Below are 21,716 nucleotides of genomic sequence, written 5' to 3'. Positions count from 1 at the left end.
ACCCTTATTCTATTTATATTTAATTTTCTTATAAACTATTTTAATACTTTTCTTAACTTAATTAAGTTTTCTAAAAGTTGAATTTTATTTGCTTCATCTAAATCTCTAAATAAGTTATCTATAAAATCTTTATGCTTAGGAAATATATCCTCAATAAATTCTTTTCCTTTTTCAGTTAATGATACATAGAAAACTCTTTTATCTTTATCACATTTTCTACGAATAACAAGATCTTTTTTTTCTAATTTATTTATTACATAAGTGATTGTACCACTAGTAACAAGTATTTTTTCTGCTACCTTTTGTACTGGCTGATCACCTTTATGGTATAACATTTCTAAAACACCAAACTCACTAATATTTAGTCCAAAATCTTGAACATTTTTTTCTATTTGAAAAAACAAATCGTCATAAGTTCTTGCCATTGCAATAACTAATTTTAAATTTACATCATTCATATATCCACCTACATTATCTTGACTTCAAGATAATTATATCTCTAAAATATCTTGAAGTCAAGATATTTATTGATAATTATTTTCAATTAATTTTATATAGTACCTATCCACATAAATTTTTCTTTAAAAGTAAATTAATGTATAATTAATATAAAAACTAAGGGAGGTAATTTTAATGCTAGGAAAAATACTTATTGCCATAAGCTTTATTTTAATTCTTTTTACATTTTCAGGTGGTTTTTATCCTCAGTTCAACTACTATTTTATAACCTTTATTATATTTATTCTAGGAATTCATTTTGACCTTAAATCTAGTCTTGAAGATTGGTTTAAAAATAATAAATAAAAAGCACTCATATAACTTTTATAAATTTCTAAAATACAAAATAGGTGCTGCAAAATATAAAAAAATTTGCAACACCTATTTTACCTATTTATCTTCTTTTATAAAATCTAATACTATATCCTCGTTATCTACACCTTTAACAATCATTTTAAATTCATTTAAATTATCAAATGTTGTTAAATCAAACATCATTGAAATCTCTACCCCACCATTACTTATAGTATTCATTCTAGCAGAATTAAACCTATCAAATTCATTTCCATTTTCATCAATAATTGATACTCTATTTATAATATTTTCATCTATACTTGAATTTATTGTAAACTGCAAAAGCAGCCCAGTTGGATATGCTTCTGCAGAAACAATGTTAACAATATCATTATTGTTTATAGGATTATATTTTAAACTCTCTCCATTTATAAATTTTTCATCTAAATTTAAAGATAAATTCCATTCACCTTCTATTTTTTTATTGTTTCTCATATCCTCTTCGTATAATTTAATTTCATCTATTTTTATTGAAAGACTATTTACATCTTTTAGTTGTCCATCTGTAGAATACATTTTTAAATAATATTTTATTTCCCCATTATCTTTGTTAGATATATCTATATTAGATTCCATTCCAATATAATATGGAGTATGAATACCTTCTTCTAAATGTTCAAAAATAATTCTATCATTATTATCTTTCACATTTAGCCCTAATTGCATTCCAGCAACGTTCTTCAATTTATCAACATCTTCAAATTTAAAAGTAAAAGAAATAGCTATCTTCGTTTGATCTGCCACTACATCATCAATCTTAATAGAAATTCCATTATTATTAACTACGTTTTCTTTAACTTCTTGAATATAACCATTATTTGCAGCCTTTTGCACTCCCTTATCCTTAAATAGAGAATTAATTCCTGCTATAACCTTTGGATTTACTATAATTGTACCTATAATAAATATTGCTATAAAAGATACAACTAACTTTTTATTAAATTTAAATATTGATTTCGTTACTTCATTTTCTTCTATTCTAATTTCATTAAAAGCATTATTAATTTTATTCAAAACAGATTGAGGTATTTCTACATCTCTTTTTAATTCATTTTCCACTTTTTTATCAATATCAATCTTCACTTTGCGCTACCTCCTAAATATAACTCAGAAAAATTTTTATTATCATCTAGATAAAAATTTTTTAATTTTTCTCTAGCTCTGCTAAGTCTTGACTTAATAGTGCCTTCTTTTTCATTTAATATTTCACTTATTTCCCTTGTATTAAATCCATTAACATAATATAAAACAACAACTGTTCTATATGACTCACTTAAATTTTTTAGTATTTCTCTAAAAGCAATATTATTTTCAAAATTATCTTCATCCTCTAAAATCTCATTGTTAATAGAACCTTCATAGTATTCTTCTACATATACTACTTTTTTATTATTTGTTATTATGTCATTGCACTTATTTATAAGAATCCTGATTAACCATGTTTTAAAGTAGCTTGTATTCTTTAGCACACATATATTTTTATAGGCAGATAAAATAGTTTCCTGTATTGCATCACCAATATCCTCTTCTGAATTAAGCCTAGATTTAGCAACCTTATACATATCTTGAGTATATTTTTCTATAAGTTTTATAAAGGCTTCCTTATCTCCCTTTTGTGCTCTTCTTATCATTAAATCCATATATTTAACCTCCTGTAACCTAAACCCTATGCGCATAAGTTATTGTTACATATATTAGACTAAAAAACTTTAAAAATAGTTGCATAGTATTAGATTATTCTTAATAATTCTTATAAAAAAACTAAAGATGCTATATTTGATATAGCACCTTAAAAACTTTTCATATTTAATTATCCTTAATTTTAACTTTAATAATTTGAAATAAAAATGTAATAACAAATATAATAATAAAACTAATAAGACTTTCCTTAATAAAAAAATTTTTATTAATTATATCTAATAACACAAATATTGATTCTATAATAATTGAATAAAATAAACTAAACCTTAAAACTTTTATATATTTTTTCTTCATACATATTCTCCATCTATATAAATCAATATTTTAGTTCTAAGATTATTTTACCACCTTATTAATTAAATTACAAATTATGTAATATAATTGTGAAAATTTATTAAAATAAAAAATACATAAAACCTCTATTAAAATTAATGAGAGATTTTATGCCATAAATATTGTCTTATATTCTTTCTAATGCATCACTAAAATTATCTACATATTGAACTGATTCAGTCCAACCTGGTATTTCTTTTCCTAATCTTTTAAATTGGGATATAGTAATAATATTTCCTTTTGTAACTAAAAATCTTTTCTTAAAAGGAACTTCCATATATCTTTGTAATAATACCCCTAACATTTTTGCAACTTCTGGGCTTGATGGCTTTAATTCTGGAGCATCAATCACTAAAGCATAATCCTTTGAAGGAAATGTCTTAGTGGCTTCATTATAATCTTTTAAGAAAGATTCTCCATCTTCTTCAGTAAAGAATCCTGCTGCTTGAGCATGAAAAACCTTCTTTACATTATCCACATCAAATTGATAGCTTGAATTTTTACCTTGGTATTTTTTCATAATAATTTTCCCCCTTAAGTTTTACTTTTATATTAAAATATTTTAAACTTGTTTATTAAAGCTTAAATAATAAAACCGATACTACTGATCCTGACCCCATAGATGATAATGTTATATAGTCACCTTTTTTAACTTTTCCAGTTTTTAATGCTCTATCAAGTACTACTATAGGACTGGTAGTCCCTGTATATCCAAACTCATTTCCTATATAGGTTGTCTTATTTACATCTATACCTAACTTTTCTAAAGTAAGCTTAGCATCGGGAATTGTAAATTGTGAAAATATCAAATGATCTATATCTGTTACATTTATCTCATTATCCTTTGCAATTTCATTAATTAAATTTACCCATACATCTGATATGAAACTTCCATCAAAAGGATTCCAATACCACTTATTTTCATCTCCATTTTCTATTCCATTTTTTGTTATTCTTGAATAACCACCCTTAGGCATAAGTATATTATTGCACTCTGATGTTTGAGCTAAATGAACTGAATCAATAAATCCTCTTTTTTCATTTTCTTCAACTTTTTCTAAAACCACTGCTGCTGCTGCATCACCAAAATTAGAATATGCAACTGAATCCTTTGGATTTCCTACTGAGCTAAATAAAATTCCCCCAACAACTAAAGCTCTCTTAAATCTTTTATTAGTCATAAGTATTCTACTTGCTTGATCTAAAGCTGTTATCATTCCCAAACAATTAGAATTAGTATCATAAGCCATTTTTATTCTAATATCATCTCCACCTAGTAATTCTAGAACCTTAACTGCATTTGATGGTGATGTATATTCTGGCGTATCTGTTGCAAATATAAGTAAATCAATATCTCTTATATTTAACTTTGCTTCTTTTAAAGCGTTAATACTTGCCTTATATGCCATTGTTATTACAGTTTCATTTTCATCATTAGAAAGATATCTATACTCTCTGTGTAAATGCTTTAGTAATCCTTCTACTTCAATTCCCATTTCCTTAAAGTGATTAATAAAGTAATCATTATGTACCTTATTTTCAGGATGATAAACTCCAGTACTAATAATGTTAATGTTTTCTTGTCCCATAAATACTCCCCTTGTCCTTCACGTTGCTTAACATTGGTATTAAAACCAACTCATTCTATATTTTACATATTTATTAATATAAATACATATTATAACAATATATGCCATATTTCAATAATTTTTAAAAATTTTTATATTTTAGTTAAAAAAATTTTTAAACTTTTCTTGTGAATAGGAGTATAAAAAATAAGCGATAATCACCTTATAATACAGCACTACTTATTTATATAACAAAAAACTATGTATCAAAAGATACATAGTTTCTTTGTTGTAATTTATTTAATTTAGTTAGCTGTCATATCTGACAATTTTTCCAAATCCGCTATAATAACCTTAACTAAATCTAATTTTCCCTTAGCATAGTCCTTTTCATTAAGCCAATCTATTCCTAACTCTAATGCCTTTTCTGTTTCTTTATATTCTTCTAATAATTTTTTAATTAATTCTTCTCTCATATTCTTATCTCCTTAAATCTAATATTACTCAACAGTAACTGATTTTGCTAAGTTACGAGGCTTGTCTACATCGCAACCCTTTTGCTTAGCCATATAATATGATATTAATTGAAGTGGAACTACTGACAGTGCTGGTGTTAATAATGAGTTTGTTCTTGGAATATAAATTACATCATCACAAACTTCCTTAGCATCTTCATCACCTTCATTTGCTATTGCTAGTACTCTAGCTCCTCTTGTAACTACTTCTCTAATGTTACTTATCATTTTATCTTTTAATCTATCTTCTGTTAGTAATGCTATTACAGGAGTTCCTTGCTCTATTAAAGCTATTGGACCGTGCTTAAGTTCTCCCCCAGCATATGCTTCTGAGTGAATATATGATATTTCTTTTAATTTTAATGATCCTTCTAATGCAACAGCATAGTCTAATCCTCTTCCTAAGAAGAAAAGATCTTTATCCATATAGTTTTTAGATGCAAACTTTTGTAAGTCATCCTTTTTAACTAATATTTCATTTACCTTTTCTGATAAGTTCATTAACTCATCTTTAAGAGTTTCTGCTGTTTCATTATTGATAGTTCCCTTAACTTCTCCAAAATATATTCCTAAAATATACATTGCTATTAATTGTGTTTCATAAGCCTTTGTAGATGCAACTGCTATTTCTGGGCCTGCCCAAGTATAAAGCACATGATGTGCTTCTCTTGATGCTGAGCTTCCAACAACATTTGTTATAGCTAAAACTTTTGCTCCTATTCTTTTTGCATCTCTTAAAACTGCTAATGTATCTGCTGTTTCTCCTGATTGGCTTACAACTATTAATAATGATTTTTCTGTTATTAATGGATCTCTATATCTAAACTCTGATGCAATATCGACTTCAACTGGTATCTTAGCTAACTTTTCTATTATAGTTTTTCCAACTAATCCTGCATGATAAGCTGTTCCACAAGCTACTATAAATACTCTATCAAAGGACTCTAATTCTTCTTTTGTAATATTTATATCATCTAATTGAACTTTTGAATTCTTTAATACTCTAGATGTTAATGTATCTTTTATAGCCTTTGGTTGTTCATGAATTTCTTTTAACATAAAGTCCTCATATCCACCCTTTTCAGCTGCATCAACATCCCAAGTAACATGGTAAATTTCTTTATTTACTACTTCTCCATCTTCAGTTTTAATTTCTATTCCCTCATTAGTCATTATTACAAATTCTTTATCTTCTAATAAATAAACTTCTCTAGTGTGGTTAAGAACTGCTGGTATATCTGAAGCTATAAAGTATTCATTTTCTCCAAGTCCAACTATTAATGGGCTATCTTTTCTTACTGCTACTATTTTGTCTGGTTCATCCTTACAGATAACCCCTATAGCATAGCTTCCTTCCATTTTAGAAGTTGCTTTTACAACAGCATCAAATAAATCACCCTTATAGTAATAATCCACTAAATTAGGAATAACTTCTGTATCTGTTTCTGAATAAAATTCATATCCCTTTGTTTTAAGCCATTCCTTTAGCTTCATATAATTTTCTATTATTCCATTATGAACAACACTTATTGTTGCGTTCCCATTTGTATGAGGATGTGAGTTTATATCTGATGGCTCTCCATGAGTTGCCCATCTAGTATGTCCTATTCCTATATTTCCAGTTAAAGGACTCTGCTTTAAATTATCTTCTAAATTCTTTAAACGGCCTTTATATTTTCTAACCTTTATTTCTCCATTTTCTAATACAGCTACTCCTGCTGAGTCATATCCTCTATACTCAAGCTTTGATAATCCCTCAACTAATATTGGAGATGCTCCCTTTTTTCCTACGAATCCAACTATTCCGCACATATTCTTTTCTTCCTTCCACTTACGTATATTATTGATTTTAAAATTATCTTTGAAGGCTTTAACACCAAGCTAATCTTGTCCTGCAAATCACTTCACAGTTTTATTAGCTGTTAACGGTAGTGTGCATACCGTGGGGCACCCGCCGAAGTATCGATACTCCCCAACCTCGTCAGCTATTTACTAACTAAAATAGTAAATAGCTCTGGCGCTTTTTTATTCTTCTATCCTCCTTTTTATTTTATATTCTATCTTATGCGCTTCAATTTAAAATCTACACTAATTTTAGCATACTTTTTCTTAAAATCAACGATTTTAATTCAAATTTAATTATTTTTTCTTATTTTATTAGTTTATTTTAATATTTCTTCAATTATCTCTTGTTTACTCCTGTTAATAACTATACATATAGAGGTCTAGACATTTCTACAATTAATAATGGATAATATATAATTGATAATTATAGAGAAAACTCAGCTTAAGCTGAGTTTCTATGATATTCAAATTGTATCTTTCTCAATAAAATTCTCTATTAATTTTAATTTTTCTTTTCTAGATAATTGTTTTATTGCATATTCTCTTTTCATTGCATCCTTTTTATCTTCAAATTTTTCATAATATACTATTTCTACTGGAAGTCTAGCCTTAGTATATTTTGCACCTTTTCCATCATTATGAGCCTTAAGTCTTTTTTCTAAGGAGGTTGTCCACCCGGTATATAATGTATCATCAGAACATCTTAATATATAAACGTAATTCATTTTATCACCCAGTTTAATCTTTATTATAATCTTAATAAGTAAATTATAGCTCAATAAAAGGCCATCTTAAACTACTCTTTTAAGATAGCCTTTAATTTACTACTACTTTAATGAATCTTCTATTTTATTTTTTATTTCTTGCACCTTTTCCTTAGCTACATCTACTTTTTCACTTATAGCTTTATCATACTCATTAAAAAGATTTTGCATATCATCTACTGTGCTTTTAAGTGAAGAATCCTTTACTGTATTCTTAATATTACTTATTTCACCCTCAAATTCAGTTTTATATTTATCCCATTCATCAGCTTTTATTTTATCTACTCCAGCTTCCACCTTGCTTTTAAGTTCAGTATATAAATTTTCAATATTCTTTTTAGCTTCATCCATATTATTTCCAACTGCTGTTCCTGGTGTTTTAGCACTATTTGAATCAGTTCCTTCAGTAACTCCAGAATTAGAATTATTATTTGTTGATGAGTTTTCTGTATTGGTTTTTCCACAGGCAACTAGTCCCAAAGTGCAAGTTATTAACATACCTATTAATAATTTTTTCATCTCGCTACCTCCTTTTCTTAAGTTATGTTTATTTTCTCTCTTATCAAATAAATTATACCGTTGGCAGTTATCATGTATTTATGGACTTAAATACTATAAAATACCACAACTTAAAATAAAAAAGTGCCCCTATATAATTTCTCTTATGACCTTTCATTGTTTAAAGTCATTTCAAAATTAATAGGCACACCTAATTAACTGTTAATTATAAATTGTAACACAACTCCAATTAATATAGTTAAAGCATAAACTAAATTTGTAATAACAAAGTTTTTTACTGCTAAAACAAAGGTATCTTTTTTAGTTTGAAGCTTTTTAAATTTATTAATATTTCCTTGTACTAATTTTAATACTAATAAAGTTACTATAGAAACAATTGGTAAAGCTTTAGTTATAATAGCTATTACAATTGATATAAATCCAATATAATATAACCACTCAAATAGCTTTAGAGCTCTTTCTTTTCCTATATAAATAGGTAATGTATATCTTTTATTTACTATATCTTCTTCAATATCACAAATATTGTTTGCAAGCATTATGTTTGCTATCCCCATTATTGGTGATAAACTTATTAAAAATATATTTATTAATTCTATAATATTAAGATTTATATTTATACTGCTTAAATTATTAAAATTTAAATTTAATATTTCAGCATCAAAAACATGAATATATACTGATAAAAATGTTATTATAAATCCCATTGCAAGCCCAGAAAAAACCTCACCAAAGGGTGTCCTTGAAATTGGGATAGGTCCAAAAGAATATGTAATTCCAATAACAAATGATATAGCTCCAATTAACAATACTATTATATTGGTATTCTTAACTAATAATAATCCTAATAAAGTTGCCACTACTAACATAACAATAATTGTTAGTCTAACTATTTTAGGATTTAACTTATAACTTACTATAGCATTATGAGTTTCGTATCCATATCCTTCTTTTTTTATAGCCTTAGCGTAATCCATATAGTTATTTATAGCAGTTGTAGTCATATCAAATATTATCATTGATAAAAACATTATAATTGCATTTTTTGCATTAAAATTATCATATCTGTATAAAGCATAAAATGTACCTAATAAGTATGGAATCACACTTGCTACTTTTGTTTGTATTTCCACTAATTTTAAAAAGCTTTTAATATTCATTTTACCCTCCATTTATTTTTATTACTTCATTATTTTAACACAAATTAAAAAAATGTAGAATGAGTAATGAAGAATGAAAAATTACGGTTGTTTTGCAAAGCAAAACTTAATCTAAAGGGTGCGAAGCACTCTAATTAAAATCCGAAGGATTTTTTCCTTAATTCTACATTCTAAATTCTACATTCTACATTTAAGATTGCTTTACAATCTTATTCTAGTCTAGCTTTTTAGTGTCTATCCAGCTCATCATTTCTCTAAGCTCTTTACCAACCTTTTCAATTGGATGTTCTGCTTCCATCTTTCTTCTTGCATTAAACATAGGTCTTCCTACTTGGTTTTCTAATAACCAGTTCTTTGCAAATGTTCCATCTTGGATTTCCTTTAAAACCTTTTTCATTTCTTTCTTTGTTTCTTCTGTTACTATTCTATCTCCAACCATGTAGTCACCATATTCTGCAGTGTCTGATATTGAGTATCTCATCATACTCATGCCGCCTTGATATAGTAAATCTACTATTAATTTCATTTCATGTAAACATTCAAAATATGCATTTTCTGGCGCATATCCAGCTTCTACTAATGTTTCAAATCCAGCTTTTATAAGAGCTGTACATCCTCCACAAAGAACAGCTTGCTCTCCAAATAAATCTGTTTCTGTTTCATCTTTAAATGTAGTTTCTAATACTCCAGCTCTAGCTCCACCTACTCCATTTGAATATGCAAGTGCTAAATCACGAGCGTTTCCTGTAGCATCTTGGTATACAGCTATTAAACATGGAACTCCTGATCCTTCTGTATAAGTTCTCCTTACCATATGTCCAGGTCCCTTAGGTGCACACATAAATACATCTACATCTGCTGGAGGAACTATTTGTCCATAATGAATATTAAATCCATGAGCAAATACTAAAGCATTTCCTGCTTCTAAGTTTGGTGCTATTTCTGTTTTATAAACTTGTGCTTGCTTTTCATCTGGTAATAAAATCATTATAACATCAGCAGCCTTTGTTGCTTCTGCAACTGTAGCTACTTGTAAACCTGCTTTTTCAGCTCTTTCCCAAGACTTACTACCATTATAAAGACCTACAATAACATCTACTCCACTTTCTTGTAAATTTAATGCATGTGCATGTCCTTGGCTACCATATCCAACTATAGCAACTTTCTTCCCCTTTAATAATTCTAAATTTGTGTCCTTTTCATAATACATTTTTGCCATTTGTCTAACCCCCTATTATTTTAAACATCTTCTTCGCTTATTATTTCATTAATTGGTGCACCAGGTGCTACCATAGGAAATACTTTTTTATCATTGTGAATTGCATAATCTATTACAACTGGTCCATCATACTCTAAAGCCTTTTTTAATACAGGTACAAGCTCTTCTTTTTCAAAAACTCTATATCCCTTTCCTCCAAAAGCTTCTGCTAACTTTACAAAATCTGTAGACCTATTTAATGTTGTAGAAGAATATCTTCCTTCATAGAAAAAGTTTTGCCATTGTCTAACCATTCCTAATGAATTGTTGTTAACTATTATAACTTTTACTGGTAAATTATTTTTTACTGCTGTGGCTAATTCATTACAATTCATGCCAAAGCTTCCATCACCAGCTATATTAAAAACCGTCTTATCTTTTAAAGCCATTTGTGCCCCAATTGAAGCTCCTAATCCATATCCCATTGTTCCAAGACCACCTGAGGATATAAAAGTCCTTGGCGTTTTATAATCAAAGTATTGAGCTGCCCACATTTGATGTTGGCCAACTTCCGTTGACAAAACAAAGCTTCCATCATCTAGTTCACTTAACTTTCTAAATAAAAACTCTGGTGTCAATTCTCCTGTTTCAGAAGTTTCTTTTACATTCAATGCTTTAAGTTCATTCATTTTTTTAATCCAATCCTCATTCTTCTTTTCTTTAAGAAGTGGAATTAATTTTTGAAGAACTATTTTTAAGTCTCCTATAACGAAAGCATCAACCTTAATATTTTTATTAATCTCTGCTGGATCAACATCTATATGAATTACTTTTGCATTTTTAATATGCTTTTGGTTATTGATAACTCTGTCACTAAATCTTGCTCCCAAATTTATTAATAAGTCACATTTGCTTGTTAATATATTAGAAGCTTTGCTACCATGCATTCCAATCATTCCAGTATATAATGGATGGTCATATGGAAATGAGGATATTGCCATAAGAGAAGTTGCAATTGGTGAATTAATCTTATTAACTATCTCTTTAAGTTCCTCGTAAGCCCCAGATGCTACCACCCCTCCACCAGCATATATAAAAGGATTTTCCGATTCATTTATCAACTTTGCTACAGTTTCTAGAGCTTCATCTGTTATATGCTTAGTTTTTCTTTCCACTTTTTTAGGAATTATAGGTTCGTAAATTGCTTTAGCTGCTGTTATATCCTTAGGGATATCTATAAGTACTGGGCCTGGTCGCCCTTCTTTAGCTATATAAAAAGCTTCTTTTACTATTCTCTGTAAATCATTAACATCTTTAACTATATAATTGTGCTTTGTAACTGGCATTGTTATACCTGCTATATCAACTTCTTGGAAGCTATCCTTTCCAAGAAGCTGCTTCGTTACATTACCTGTTATAGCTACCATAGGAATTGAATCCATATATGCTGTTGCTATACCAGTTACTAGATTAGTTGCTCCTGGACCAGAAGTAGCTAAGCAAACACCAATTCTTCCAGTAGCCCTAGCATATCCATCTGCTGCATGAGCTGCTCCCTGCTCATGAGCAGTTAATATATGAGTTATCTTTTCCCTATATTTATATAATTCATCATATATATTAAGGACAGCTCCTCCAGGATATCCAAATATAGTATCTACTCCCTCATCTAAAAGAGATTTTATTAATATCTCAGCTCCCGTCAAAAACATAAATACCCCCCTTTTTTAATGTAGAATTAAGAATTAAAAATGAAAAATTAATGATATAATTCAGCAAAGCTGAATTATTAAAATTTTTCTAAACTCCAAAGGAGTTTATTCCCCAATTCTACATTCTTAATTTTTCATTCTTAATTACTTAAGTATTGCCCCTGTGCTTGCTGAACTTACTAGTTTAGCATATCTTGATAAATATCCTTCTTTTACTTTTGGCTCTAGTGGTTTTAGATTTTTTCTTCTTTCTTCTAAAACATCTTTATCTACTAAAAGTTCTAGCTTTTTGTTTGGTATATCTATTGATATAATATCTCCTTCTTCTACTAAGGCTATAGTTCCACCTTCTGCAGCTTCTGGAGAAATATGTCCTATTGCCGCTCCCTTTGTCGCTCCACTAAATCTTCCATCTGTAATAAGCGCCACATATTTATCTAATCCCATTCCTGCTATTGCTGAGGTTGGAGATAACATTTCTCTCATTCCTGGACCACCCTTAGGTCCTTCATATCTAATTACTACTACATCACCTTTAACTATTTTCTTTGAAAGAATTGCATCTATAGCGTCTTCTTCTGAATCGAATACTCTTGCTGGTCCTTTATGAGTTAACATTTCTTTTAACACTGCAGACTTTTTAACTACAGCTCCATCCTCTGCTAAATTTCCTCTTAAAATTTGTATTCCTCCAGTTTCACTAAATGGATTATCTATACTTTTTATTACATCGTAATCAAGAACTTCTACTCCCTCTAAATTTTCCTTATGAGTTTTTGAAGTAGCTGTTATACAATCTAAATCTAATAAATCCTTTTTAGATAATTCTTTCATAACTGCTTGAATACCACCTGCCCAGTATAATTCTTCTATATGTGTATCTGAAGCTGGTGCTAGCTTACAAAGATTTGGAGTATTTGATGATATTTCATTTATAGTTTCTAAGTCCATTTCAACTTTTGCTTCATTTGCTATAGCTGTTAAGTGAAGTACACTATTTGTAGAACATCCTAGAGCCATATCTACAGTTAACGCATTTCTTATTGAATTTTCATTTACTATATCTCTTGGTTTAATATCCTTTTCTAATAAATCCATTATTCTCATACCTGCATACTTAGCAAGTCTTAATCTTTCTGAATATACTGCTGGTACTGTTCCGTTTCCAGGTAACCCAAGCCCTAAAACCTCTGCTAAACAGTTCATTGAATTTGCAGTAAACATACCTGAACATGATCCACATGTTGGACATGCCTTATTTTCCATATCACATAAATCTCCCTCTAAGAGAGTACCGTTCTCAAAAGCTCCTACTGCTTCAAACATAGTTGAAAGAGATATGTCCTTACCTTTAAACTTACCTGCAAGCATTGGTCCACCACTTATGATTATTGATGGAATATTAAGCCTCAATGCTGCCATCATCATGCCTGGAACTATTTTGTCACAGTTTGGAATTAATACTAAAGCATCAAAGGCATGAGCTTTTACCATACACTCAATGGTATCTGCAATAAGCTCTCTTGTAGCCAATGAATATCTCATTCCTTCATGTCCCATTGCTATTCCATCACAAACTCCTATAGTTGGAAATACTAAAGGGGTTCCTCCTGCTATTAGTACTCCCTTCTTAACTGATTCAACTATTTTATCTAAGTTTATATGCCCTGCAATAATATCATTTTGAGATGTTACTACTCCAATTAAAGGCTTGTTTATTTCTTCATCTGTAAGACCAGTTGCCTTAAATAATGATCTATGGGGGGCTTTTTGAGGCCCCTTTTTAACTACGTCACTCCTCATATAATCACCTCTTATTTAAATCTTTTCTAATACTAGCCTTCCTATTTCACCAGTTCCAACTAGCTTCATCCCTTTGCTCATTATATCCCCAGTTCTATATCCGTCCTCTAAAACTTTAATCACAGCATTTTCAATTACTTTTGCTTCTTCTTCTAAATTAAAACTAAACTTTAGCATCATTGCTGCAGAAAGTATTGTTGCAAGTGGATTAGCCACTCCTTTACCAGCAATATCTGGAGCGCTACCATGTATAGGCTCGTACATGCCAATTTTTCCATCACCTAAAGATGCTGAAGGAAGCATTCCTATAGATCCCGTTATCATACTTGCTTCATCTGATAAAATATCACCAAACATATTTGATGTGACTATTACATCAAATTGTCTTGGATCTCTTACTAATTGCATTGCAGCATTATCTACATACATGTGATTAACTTTAACTTCAGGATAATCTTTAGCAACTTCTTCTATAACACTTCTCCAAAGTCTTGAAGTTTCTAATATATTTGCTTTATCAACACTAGTAAGTTTTTTATCTCTCTTCATAGCTGTTTCGAAAGCTATCTTAGCTATTCTTCTTACTTCATCTACATTGTATCTTTCAGTATCATAAGCGCCCTTTACTCCATTAACTTCTTCTCTACCTCTTTCTCCAAAATATATACCTCCAGTTAGTTCTCTAACTACGCATATATCTATTCCATCTCCAATTATGCTATCTTTAAGTGGAGATGCATCCTTTAAAGGTGCATATAGTAATGCTGGCCTTAAATTACAATATAAATTTAATCCACCTCTTAAACCAAGTAGTGCTTGTTCTGGTCTAACCTTTGCATTTGGATCATCCCACTTTGGCCCCCCAACAGCACCTAGAAGTACAGCATCAGCTTTTTTACAAGCTTCTAAAGTCTCTTCTGGAAGTGGTGCTCCTTTTTCGTCAATAGCACATCCTCCTGCTAATAAATATTCATATTCAAAAGTATGATTAAACTTATCCCCAACATAATTTAAAACATTCACAGTTTGTTCCACAACCTCTGGACCAATTCCATCCCCAGGTATTACAGCTACTTTATAATTCATCTAAACTCCCCCTGTTTTTAATGTAGAATGTAAAATTTAAAATTTAAAATCATTGATATAATTCAGCAAAGCTGAATTATGAAATTTTCATAACTAAGCTCTGCTTAGTTATTTCATCAATTCTACATTCTTCATTCTTAATTCTTAATTTTTAATGTAGTTTATTAATCCACCACAGTTTATTATTTTTTGCATGAATTCTGGGAATGGTTCTCCCTGATATTCTTGATTTTTTGTATTATTTTTTATTATTCCCGTTGTAAAATCTATTTCTAATTCATCTCCTGCATCTATTGCTTTTACAGCTTCATCGCATTCTAATATAGGTAGTCCAATATTTATTGCATTTCTATAAAATATCCTTGCAAAGGTGGATGCTATAACACAACTTACACCGCTTTCTTTTATAGCTATTGGTGCATGTTCTCTTGATGATCCACAGCCAAAGTTTTTATTTGCAACTATAATATCGCCTTGCTTAACCTTTTTTACAAATTCCTTATCTATATCTTCCATACAGTGATTAGCTAATTCCTTTGGATCTGAAGTATTTAAATACCTTGCAGGAATTATTACATCTGTATCTACATTATCTCCATATTTAAAAACTCTACCTTTTGCTTTCATTTAAAAGCCCCCTTTTTTTAATGTAAAATGTAAAATTAAAAATGTAGAATTATGGATAATTCAGCGTAGCTGAATTTTATTTTAATTATTAACTTAGCTTTGCTAAGTTATTTCATTAATTCTTCATTTTCATTCTTAATTCTTAATTTCCTCAGGGTTTGTTATCTTCCCTGTTATTGCTGATGCTGCTGCAACTGCTGGACTTGCTAGGTATACTTCTGATTCAACATGCCCCATTCTTCCTACAAAATTTCTATTTGTTGTTGAAACTGCTCTTTCTCCTTTTGCAAGTATTCCCATATGTCCTCCTAAACATGGTCCGCAAGTTGATGTTGAGAATACGGCTCCAGCCTCTACTAAATCTTTAATTATTCCCTCTTCTAAGGCTTGAAGATAAATCTTTTGAGTTCCTGGGAATACTATACACCTAACTCCCTTTTTAACTTTTCTTCCTTTTAAGATATCTCTTGCAATTCTTAAATCAGATATTCTTCCATTAGTACATGAGCCTATAACTACTTGATCTACTTCTATTTCCCCAACTTTATCAATAGTTCTTGTGTTTTCTGGTAAATGAGGGAATGCTACAGTTGGTTTTAATGAGTTTAAATCTATTTCATAAACCTCGTCATATTCAGCATCTTCGTCAGCTTCATAAACTTTCCACTCTCTATCTGAATGATCTTTTAAATATTCAACTGTTACTGAATCTACTGGGAAAATCCCATTTTTTCCACCTGCTTCAATAGCCATATTTGCCATTGTAAATCTATCGTCTATGGAAAGATATTTTAATCCATCTCCCACAAATTCCATTGATTTATATAAAGCTCCATCTACCCCTATTAACCCAATAATATGAAGTATTATATCTTTACCACTTACCCATTTAGCAGGCTTATTTTTTAAAACAAACTTTATTGCTGATGGAACCTTAAACCAACACTTCCCTATTGCCATGCCAGCCGCCATATCTGTAGACCCTATACCTGTTGAAAAAGCTCCTAATGCTCCATAAGTACAAGTATGAGAGTCAGCTCCAATAACAACATCTCCTGCTACTACTAAACCTTTTTCTGGAATTAGACAATGCTCTATTCCCATTTCTCCAACATCAAAATAATTTGTTATTCCCTTTTCTTTTGCAAATTCTCTTATAAATTTATTTTGTTCTGCTGCTTTTATATCTTTATTAGGAGTAAAGTGATCTGGAACTATTGCCACCTTATCCTTATCAAAAACATTTTTTAGCTTTAATTTATAAAATTCATTAACTGCTACCGGTGATGTAATATCATTCCCTAGCACTAAATCTAAATTGGCTTCTATTAATTGTCCCGCCTTTACACTTTCTAACCCTGCATGGGCTGCAAGAATTTTTTGAGTCATAGTCATTCCCATGTATTTGTCCCCCTTTTTAAAAATAAGTTTTTAATTTTCTTTCTATATCTTTTATTAATTTATATTCAATTGAATCAACTAAAGCTATTAAGCTAGCTTGTACAACGTCTCTAGATACCCCAACTGTACTCCAGTTTTCTATTCCATCTGTTGATTCTATAAGAACTCTTACCTTTGCTCCTGTAGCACTTTCTGAATCTAAAACTCTAACTTTGTAATCTACAAGTCTTACTTCCTTTAATTGTGGATAAAAAGATTCCAAAGCTTCTCTTAAAGCTTTATCTAATGCATTAACAGGACCATCCCCCTCTGCAGCTGTCATTTTATTTTTTCCTTCAACTATTACATTTATTAAGGCTGTTGAAGTAAAATCCTTAGTATTCCATGGCTGCTCCCCAATAGTTTTAAAATGCTTAAGTTCAAAGAATGGCTTATATTTTCCTATTGTTTTTCTAATTAAAAGTTCTACCGTACCTTCAGCACCTTCAAACTTATACCCTTCATATTCTAATTCCTTAAGCCTATTTGTTATCTTTTCCACTTCTTTACTTTCTCTTGTTATACTTGGGAAAATCTTTTGTATTTCTTTTACAATAGTACTTTTTCCACTTACTTCTGATACTAAAAATCTTCTATCATTCCCTACAACTTCTGGGCTTATATGCTCATAAGATTCAGGAGTTTTAAAAATAGCATCTATATGCATTCCACCCTTATGTGCAAAGGCTGATGCTCCTACATATGGCATATTATCTAATAGTTTTATATTTGATATTTCTGAAATATATTTTGCAGTTTTTGTTAGTTCTGAAATATTCTCATCTGGAATAATTTCATAACCAAGTTTTAATTGTAAAGTAGGTATTATTGCTGATAAATTTGCATTACCACATCTTTCCCCAACACCTATAAAGGTCCCTTGTATATGGCATACCCCATTTTCTACTGCCATTATTGAATTTGAAACTGCCATATCTATATCGTTATGACAATGTATTCCTACCCTTCCACCAACTTTAGAAATTACAACTCCTACAATATCTTTAATTTCTGAAGTTAAAGTTCCTCCATTTGTATCACAAAGTACAACTACATCTGCCCCTGCTTCCTTTGCTACAATTAAAGTTTTAATAGCATATTCAGGATTTGCCTTATAGCCATCAAAAAAATGCTCCCCATCAAATATAACTTCTTTATTATTGCTTTTTAAATAAGCTACAGACTCTCTGATCATATTTAAGTTTTCTTCTAGTGAGGTATTTAATATTTTTAAAACTTGAAAATCCCATGTCTTTCCGAAAATAGTTACTACATCTGTTTCAGCTTTAAGTAAACTTTTTATATTATTGTCCTCTTTAACATTTATATTTGCCTTTCTTGTTGATCCAAAGGCTGCTAACTTAGAATTTTTAAGTTCAACTTTTTTCATTTGCTTAAAAAATTCCATATCCTTCGGATTAGAACCAGGATTACCAGCCTCTATATAAGAAACCCCAATTTTATCTAAAGCTACAGCAACTTTTATCTTATCCTCAAGAGAAAATGATATATCCTCACCCTGTGCCCCATCTCTTAAGGTAGAATCAAAAATTTCTATACACCTATTGCTCATTGCTCCCACCCCTTATTTGAATGTAGAATGTAAAATTAAGAATGTAGAATAAATGATAACTCAGCTTAGCTGAATTTTAATCTATTATTTTATAACTTAGCTAAGCTAAGTTATTTCCTTAATTTTCCATTTTAAATTCTTCATTTTTAATTAATCAAAGTATTCTCCATACTCCGTAATATCTTTGTCTCCTCTTTCTAATGCTGCTATTCCAGTTCTAACTATTTCTACTATTCCATAGTCTTCCATAAGTTCTATTAAAGCATTTATCTTGCTATCATCACCTGTCAATTCGATAGTTACTGTATTGTGAGCTACATCTATTATCTTGCTTCTAAATATCTTAACTACCTCATTTATTGCCCCTCTTTTTTCTGGTGAAGCTTGTACTTTCACTAAAACTAACTCTCTATAAACTGAATATTCCGACTTTAATTCATGTACTTTTAAAACATCTTCTAACTTATTAAGCTGTTTAGTAAACTGTTCTAGAACATCATCATTCCCCATTAAAACTATAGTCATCCTAGATATTTCTTCATTATCAGTTCTTCCTACTGTTAAACTATCAATATTAAAACCTCGTCTAGCAAACAATCCTGATACTCTAGTCAAAACCCCTGATGAATTTCTAACTAATACAGATAATACATGTCTTTCCAATCCCTTAGCCCCCTTTTAAAAAATTGTGTAAAAAAACCACCCGTAATGATAGATCACTATGGTGGTAATAAAATCCGCCTTAATTTATACAATCACTAGGTTCTAACAAACCCTTGCCTTTAACGGTGCTTACCGGTTATCGCTTACTCATACATCATTGTACTTTCTGGACACTGCTCCGGAGTGATTTTTAATTAGTAAAGTATCCATTCACACCTACCATGGACTCTCTGAAACTTTTTATCTAAATAAATGTCTCCTTCTTTGCATTTATAATTCATAAGGTCATATTAAATTTTGTTATTGCTAAAATTTTACTACCCATTTATGGGAGTGTCAAGAATTTTAAGAAAACTTTGCCAAATCACTTTTTGAAGTCTTTTTCAGAGATATAAAATTATTCATTTAATACCAAAATAGTGTTTTTATTGTTAAATTATCAATAATAAATTTATCTAAATAAATTTATATTAACAAAAATATATATTTTATTACTATTTTTATTTATAATAAAATTTTATAATTTATCCTGTATTTTATTTACATTTTTACTCTCTAATAGTATAATTTGGTTATATAGTTTTTTATATTATATAAAAAGATTAATATAATCTTTTTTATCGTCTAATAATACCATAGCCAATATCGTTTTGATTTTTTAATTTATACTAAATACAGTTCAAATCCATTTTGTATATTATAAAATATTTAAATGTAGAAAGGATGTTTTTTATGTATGGATTCCCATCACTACAACTAACAGTAGTTAATGTATCAAACAACACCGATAAAACTATTGATGAACTATTATTTAATTATGAAGGTAGCATGGCTGAGGATGTAGTTATGCATAATCTAAAGGCTCATAGCAATAAGCAAACAGGAATTTCCACCATTCATCTACAAGATCATGCCAATATTATGATGTATAACAATGTTAACGGAGAAACTCACTCCTATATTTTAAAACCTAATGCAATAAATCCAGGAAAAGCTGCAAAGTACTCAGGAGTGCTTTATATAAATATCAATAATATAAAAGAAAGTGGCGAACTAGAGTTATCCATTAGAATAGATGAATAAACTCAAATTTATTTATAAGGAGATAGTTTAAATGATTGGTTATGCAATTGCTGCTAATGTTTTAGTGTTAAAAGTTATCAATAATACAGACAAGTCTATAAATAAAATTTACTTTAATTACGATGAAAGTAATATGAAAGATGTAGCTATATCTAAAATAAAGCCTAATCAAAATAAGCAAGTAGGCATCTCAACAATTAATATTAAAAAAGATAGTAAAATTAAAATGTACAATGAAGTAGATGGCATAGTTTATTCTTATATCATTAAGGATAATACTATTAATTATGAATTATCTAAACAGTATTGTGCACCAATAAATATCTACATTGATACTATTAAAGATAATGGAGAGCTTGAATTAACTATAAAGTTAGCCGAATAAAATAAATACACTATAAGTATTTAATATTTATAGTGTATTTTTATATTAAAATATTTATTTTTAACATCTTGTTTAAAATAACCCTATACTATAATTCTAACTAACAATTACTCTCCTATTTTAATACAACTCATAGAAACAGAAGAATTTTGAATGCTTCTATGGATAATTTCTACTTTATCATCCTTTTCTTGAGCTCCAATTACATATAATAATGGTAGAAAATGCTCATCTGTAGGTACAGCAAGCTTTGATATATCCCCTAGTGCTTTATAGCTGATTATTTGATTATGATTGTATTCCTTCACTGAATCTATAATATAATTATCAAAGGCTTCTGCCCATTCGTAAGGTTTACCATAAACATCAGAACTTGCATCTCCTAAATTATGAACTATATTTCCACTTCCTATTATTAAAACTCCTTCTTCTCTTAACTTAGATAACTTCTTACCTATCTTATAGTGCTCCTCTTCTGTTAATTCAGCATTTAAACTTAATTCCATAGTAGGTATATTAGCATTGGGATATAAATATTTTAAAACTCCCCAAGCTGCATGGTCTAACCCCCATTCATCAGTAAGCTTTACACCATCTGCTTTAATTTCTTTGTAGATTTTTTCAGCATATTCTTTTCCACCATTCGGCTCATATTTTATATTATATATTTCCTCTGGAAATCCATAAAAATCATATATTTGCTTTGGTTTTTCACTATATGTCAAATATGTTCCTTTAGTTTTAAAATGAGCTGAAATTATAAGTATGGCATTTGGCATTTCTAACTCTTGTCCAAGGTTTATTAAAGCTCTTGTATATTCATTATCTAAAACTACATTCATTGGGCTACCATGAGATAAAAATAAAACTGGCATCTTTCTATTCATTT

The 21,716-nt window shown here is 29.5% G+C and carries 23 protein-coding genes; 3 read left to right on the top strand and 20 right to left on the bottom strand.

Features of this window, described 5'->3' with window-relative positions:
* Positions 1 to 35: 35 nt before the first annotated feature.
* Complete coding sequence (locus tag BN6774_RS03245; RefSeq protein ID WP_066889992.1) at positions 36 to 458, bottom strand: MarR family winged helix-turn-helix transcriptional regulator; 423 nt, start codon at positions 456 to 458, stop codon at positions 36 to 38.
* Between the two features lie 175 nt (positions 459 to 633).
* Here BN6774_RS03245 and BN6774_RS18460 point away from each other — a divergent pair, with 175 nt between their 5' ends.
* Positions 634 to 804 (top strand): hypothetical protein, encoded by a 171-nt coding sequence (locus BN6774_RS18460; RefSeq protein WP_159426810.1) that lies wholly within the window; start codon positions 634 to 636, stop codon positions 802 to 804.
* 84 nt (positions 805 to 888) lie between these two features.
* Here BN6774_RS18460 and BN6774_RS03240 read toward each other — a convergent pair whose 3' ends face one another.
* The 18 genes from BN6774_RS03240 to ilvN form a co-directional block, all read right to left on the bottom strand.
* Positions 889 to 1,935 (bottom strand): DUF4179 domain-containing protein, encoded by a 1,047-nt coding sequence (locus BN6774_RS03240; protein ID WP_066889990.1) that lies wholly within the window; start codon positions 1,933 to 1,935, stop codon positions 889 to 891.
* On the bottom strand, positions 1,932 to 2,492 hold the full coding sequence (locus BN6774_RS03235) for an RNA polymerase sigma factor (RefSeq protein WP_066889987.1): 561 nt from the start codon (positions 2,490 to 2,492) through the stop codon (positions 1,932 to 1,934). Before BN6774_RS03235 ends, BN6774_RS03240 begins: the two co-directional genes overlap by 4 nt.
* Positions 2,493 to 2,658: 166 nt before the next feature.
* Positions 2,659 to 2,847, bottom strand: a complete 189-nt coding sequence (locus tag BN6774_RS03230; RefSeq protein ID WP_066889984.1) for a hypothetical protein — start codon at positions 2,845 to 2,847, stop codon at positions 2,659 to 2,661.
* A gap of 166 nt (positions 2,848 to 3,013) precedes the next feature.
* Positions 3,014 to 3,406 (bottom strand): hypothetical protein, encoded by a 393-nt coding sequence (locus BN6774_RS03225; RefSeq protein WP_066889982.1) that lies wholly within the window; start codon positions 3,404 to 3,406, stop codon positions 3,014 to 3,016.
* Positions 3,407 to 3,461: 55 nt separating this feature from the next.
* Entirely contained in the window at positions 3,462 to 4,475 is a 1,014-nt protein-coding gene (locus BN6774_RS03220) for a ketoacyl-ACP synthase III (RefSeq protein ID WP_066889980.1), read from the bottom strand.
* A gap of 284 nt (positions 4,476 to 4,759) precedes the next feature.
* Positions 4,760 to 4,930, bottom strand: coding sequence for a hypothetical protein (locus BN6774_RS18605; RefSeq protein ID WP_167349595.1), 171 nt, complete (start codon positions 4,928 to 4,930; stop codon positions 4,760 to 4,762).
* A gap of 24 nt (positions 4,931 to 4,954) precedes the next feature.
* The gene (gene glmS / locus BN6774_RS03215) at positions 4,955 to 6,781 is read right to left on the bottom strand and encodes a glutamine--fructose-6-phosphate transaminase (isomerizing) (protein WP_066889977.1); all 1,827 of its coding nucleotides are present in this window, start codon (positions 6,779 to 6,781) and stop codon (positions 4,955 to 4,957) included.
* A gap of 497 nt (positions 6,782 to 7,278) precedes the next feature.
* Positions 7,279 to 7,539, bottom strand: coding sequence for a GIY-YIG nuclease family protein (locus tag BN6774_RS03210; RefSeq protein WP_066889976.1), 261 nt, complete (start codon positions 7,537 to 7,539; stop codon positions 7,279 to 7,281).
* 102 nt (positions 7,540 to 7,641) lie between these two features.
* Positions 7,642 to 8,097 carry a hypothetical protein gene (locus BN6774_RS03205; protein WP_066889974.1) on the bottom strand — a complete coding sequence of 152 codons (456 nt, stop codon included), beginning with the start codon at positions 8,095 to 8,097 and terminating at the stop codon, positions 7,642 to 7,644.
* Positions 8,098 to 8,291: 194 nt separating this feature from the next.
* Positions 8,292 to 9,257, bottom strand: coding sequence for a 1,4-dihydroxy-2-naphthoate polyprenyltransferase (menA, locus tag BN6774_RS03200; RefSeq protein ID WP_066889972.1), 966 nt, complete (start codon positions 9,255 to 9,257; stop codon positions 8,292 to 8,294).
* Positions 9,258 to 9,471: 214 nt separating this feature from the next.
* Positions 9,472 to 10,476: a ketol-acid reductoisomerase gene (gene ilvC, locus BN6774_RS03195; protein ID WP_066889970.1), complete on the bottom strand. Its 1,005-nt coding sequence runs from the start codon at positions 10,474 to 10,476 to the stop codon at positions 9,472 to 9,474.
* 20 nt (positions 10,477 to 10,496) lie between these two features.
* Positions 10,497 to 12,167: a biosynthetic-type acetolactate synthase large subunit gene (gene ilvB, locus BN6774_RS03190; protein WP_066889968.1), complete on the bottom strand. Its 1,671-nt coding sequence runs from the start codon at positions 12,165 to 12,167 to the stop codon at positions 10,497 to 10,499.
* Between the two features lie 144 nt (positions 12,168 to 12,311).
* The gene (ilvD, locus tag BN6774_RS03185) at positions 12,312 to 13,970 is read right to left on the bottom strand and encodes a dihydroxy-acid dehydratase (protein WP_066889966.1); all 1,659 of its coding nucleotides are present in this window, start codon (positions 13,968 to 13,970) and stop codon (positions 12,312 to 12,314) included.
* Between the two features lie 15 nt (positions 13,971 to 13,985).
* Positions 13,986 to 15,056, bottom strand: a complete 1,071-nt coding sequence (gene leuB, locus BN6774_RS03180; RefSeq protein ID WP_066889964.1) for a 3-isopropylmalate dehydrogenase — start codon at positions 15,054 to 15,056, stop codon at positions 13,986 to 13,988.
* Between the two features lie 144 nt (positions 15,057 to 15,200).
* Positions 15,201 to 15,683, bottom strand: a complete 483-nt coding sequence (leuD, locus tag BN6774_RS03175; RefSeq protein WP_066889962.1) for a 3-isopropylmalate dehydratase small subunit — start codon at positions 15,681 to 15,683, stop codon at positions 15,201 to 15,203.
* Positions 15,684 to 15,818: 135 nt separating this feature from the next.
* Entirely contained in the window at positions 15,819 to 17,084 is a 1,266-nt protein-coding gene (leuC, locus tag BN6774_RS03170; protein WP_066889960.1) for a 3-isopropylmalate dehydratase large subunit, read from the bottom strand.
* 16 nt (positions 17,085 to 17,100) lie between these two features.
* Complete coding sequence (gene cimA, locus BN6774_RS03165) at positions 17,101 to 18,696, bottom strand: citramalate synthase (protein ID WP_066889958.1); 1,596 nt, start codon at positions 18,694 to 18,696, stop codon at positions 17,101 to 17,103.
* Positions 18,697 to 18,846: 150 nt separating this feature from the next.
* The gene (ilvN, locus tag BN6774_RS03160) at positions 18,847 to 19,359 is read right to left on the bottom strand and encodes an acetolactate synthase small subunit (RefSeq protein WP_066889956.1); all 513 of its coding nucleotides are present in this window, start codon (positions 19,357 to 19,359) and stop codon (positions 18,847 to 18,849) included.
* 732 nt (positions 19,360 to 20,091) lie between these two features.
* Between ilvN and BN6774_RS03155 the strand changes: the two genes are divergently transcribed.
* Both BN6774_RS03155 and BN6774_RS03150 read left to right on the top strand, forming a co-directional pair.
* Positions 20,092 to 20,442: a hypothetical protein gene (locus BN6774_RS03155; RefSeq protein ID WP_066889953.1), complete on the top strand. Its 351-nt coding sequence runs from the start codon at positions 20,092 to 20,094 to the stop codon at positions 20,440 to 20,442.
* A gap of 31 nt (positions 20,443 to 20,473) precedes the next feature.
* On the top strand, positions 20,474 to 20,827 hold the full coding sequence (locus tag BN6774_RS03150) for a hypothetical protein (RefSeq protein WP_066889951.1): 354 nt from the start codon (positions 20,474 to 20,476) through the stop codon (positions 20,825 to 20,827).
* A 107-nt stretch (positions 20,828 to 20,934) separates the two neighbouring features.
* Here BN6774_RS03150 and ygiD read toward each other — a convergent pair whose 3' ends face one another.
* Positions 20,935 to 21,714 (bottom strand): 4,5-DOPA-extradiol-dioxygenase, encoded by a 780-nt coding sequence (ygiD, locus tag BN6774_RS03145; protein WP_066889949.1) that lies wholly within the window; start codon positions 21,712 to 21,714, stop codon positions 20,935 to 20,937.
* Between the last annotated feature and the right edge of the window lie 2 nt (positions 21,715 to 21,716).

Origin of the sequence: Clostridium nigeriense (genome assembly GCF_900086595.1) — a bacterium.
GTDB lineage: Bacteria > Bacillota > Clostridia > Clostridiales > Clostridiaceae > Clostridium > Clostridium nigeriense.
This window is presented reverse-complemented; position numbering and strand designations above follow the sequence as displayed.

What these genes read in the sequence shown, in the direction of transcription:
- BN6774_RS03235 (WP_066889987.1), bottom strand. Translation starts at nt 2,492, where the DNA reads ATGGATTTAATGATAAGAAGAGCACAAAAGGGAGATAAGGAAGCCTTT.
- BN6774_RS03155 (WP_066889953.1), top strand. Translation starts at nt 20,092, where the DNA reads ATGTATGGATTCCCATCACTACAACTAACAGTAGTTAATGTATCAAAC.
- ilvD (WP_066889966.1), bottom strand. Translation starts at nt 13,970, where the DNA reads ATGAGGAGTGACGTAGTTAAAAAGGGGCCTCAAAAAGCCCCCCATAGA.
- BN6774_RS03205 (WP_066889974.1), bottom strand. Translation starts at nt 8,097, where the DNA reads ATGAAAAAATTATTAATAGGTATGTTAATAACTTGCACTTTGGGACTA.
- cimA (WP_066889958.1), bottom strand. Translation starts at nt 18,696, where the DNA reads ATGAGCAATAGGTGTATAGAAATTTTTGATTCTACCTTAAGAGATGGG.
- BN6774_RS18605 (WP_167349595.1), bottom strand. Translation starts at nt 4,930, where the DNA reads ATGAGAGAAGAATTAATTAAAAAATTATTAGAAGAATATAAAGAAACA.
- leuB (WP_066889964.1), bottom strand. Translation starts at nt 15,056, where the DNA reads ATGAATTATAAAGTAGCTGTAATACCTGGGGATGGAATTGGTCCAGAG.
- BN6774_RS03245 (WP_066889992.1), bottom strand. Translation starts at nt 458, where the DNA reads ATGAATGATGTAAATTTAAAATTAGTTATTGCAATGGCAAGAACTTAT.
- BN6774_RS18460 (WP_159426810.1), top strand. Translation starts at nt 634, where the DNA reads ATGCTAGGAAAAATACTTATTGCCATAAGCTTTATTTTAATTCTTTTT.
- leuC (WP_066889960.1), bottom strand. Translation starts at nt 17,084, where the DNA reads ATGGGAATGACTATGACTCAAAAAATTCTTGCAGCCCATGCAGGGTTA.
- BN6774_RS03220 (WP_066889980.1), bottom strand. Translation starts at nt 4,475, where the DNA reads ATGGGACAAGAAAACATTAACATTATTAGTACTGGAGTTTATCATCCT.
- ilvB (WP_066889968.1), bottom strand. Translation starts at nt 12,167, where the DNA reads ATGTTTTTGACGGGAGCTGAGATATTAATAAAATCTCTTTTAGATGAG.
- menA (WP_066889972.1), bottom strand. Translation starts at nt 9,257, where the DNA reads ATGAATATTAAAAGCTTTTTAAAATTAGTGGAAATACAAACAAAAGTA.
- BN6774_RS03225 (WP_066889982.1), bottom strand. Translation starts at nt 3,406, where the DNA reads ATGAAAAAATACCAAGGTAAAAATTCAAGCTATCAATTTGATGTGGAT.
- BN6774_RS03210 (WP_066889976.1), bottom strand. Translation starts at nt 7,539, where the DNA reads ATGAATTACGTTTATATATTAAGATGTTCTGATGATACATTATATACC.
- ygiD (WP_066889949.1), bottom strand. Translation starts at nt 21,714, where the DNA reads ATGAATAGAAAGATGCCAGTTTTATTTTTATCTCATGGTAGCCCAATG.
- leuD (WP_066889962.1), bottom strand. Translation starts at nt 15,683, where the DNA reads ATGAAAGCAAAAGGTAGAGTTTTTAAATATGGAGATAATGTAGATACA.
- ilvC (WP_066889970.1), bottom strand. Translation starts at nt 10,476, where the DNA reads ATGGCAAAAATGTATTATGAAAAGGACACAAATTTAGAATTATTAAAG.
- BN6774_RS03230 (WP_066889984.1), bottom strand. Translation starts at nt 2,847, where the DNA reads ATGAAGAAAAAATATATAAAAGTTTTAAGGTTTAGTTTATTTTATTCA.
- BN6774_RS03150 (WP_066889951.1), top strand. Translation starts at nt 20,474, where the DNA reads ATGATTGGTTATGCAATTGCTGCTAATGTTTTAGTGTTAAAAGTTATC.
- glmS (WP_066889977.1), bottom strand. Translation starts at nt 6,781, where the DNA reads ATGTGCGGAATAGTTGGATTCGTAGGAAAAAAGGGAGCATCTCCAATA.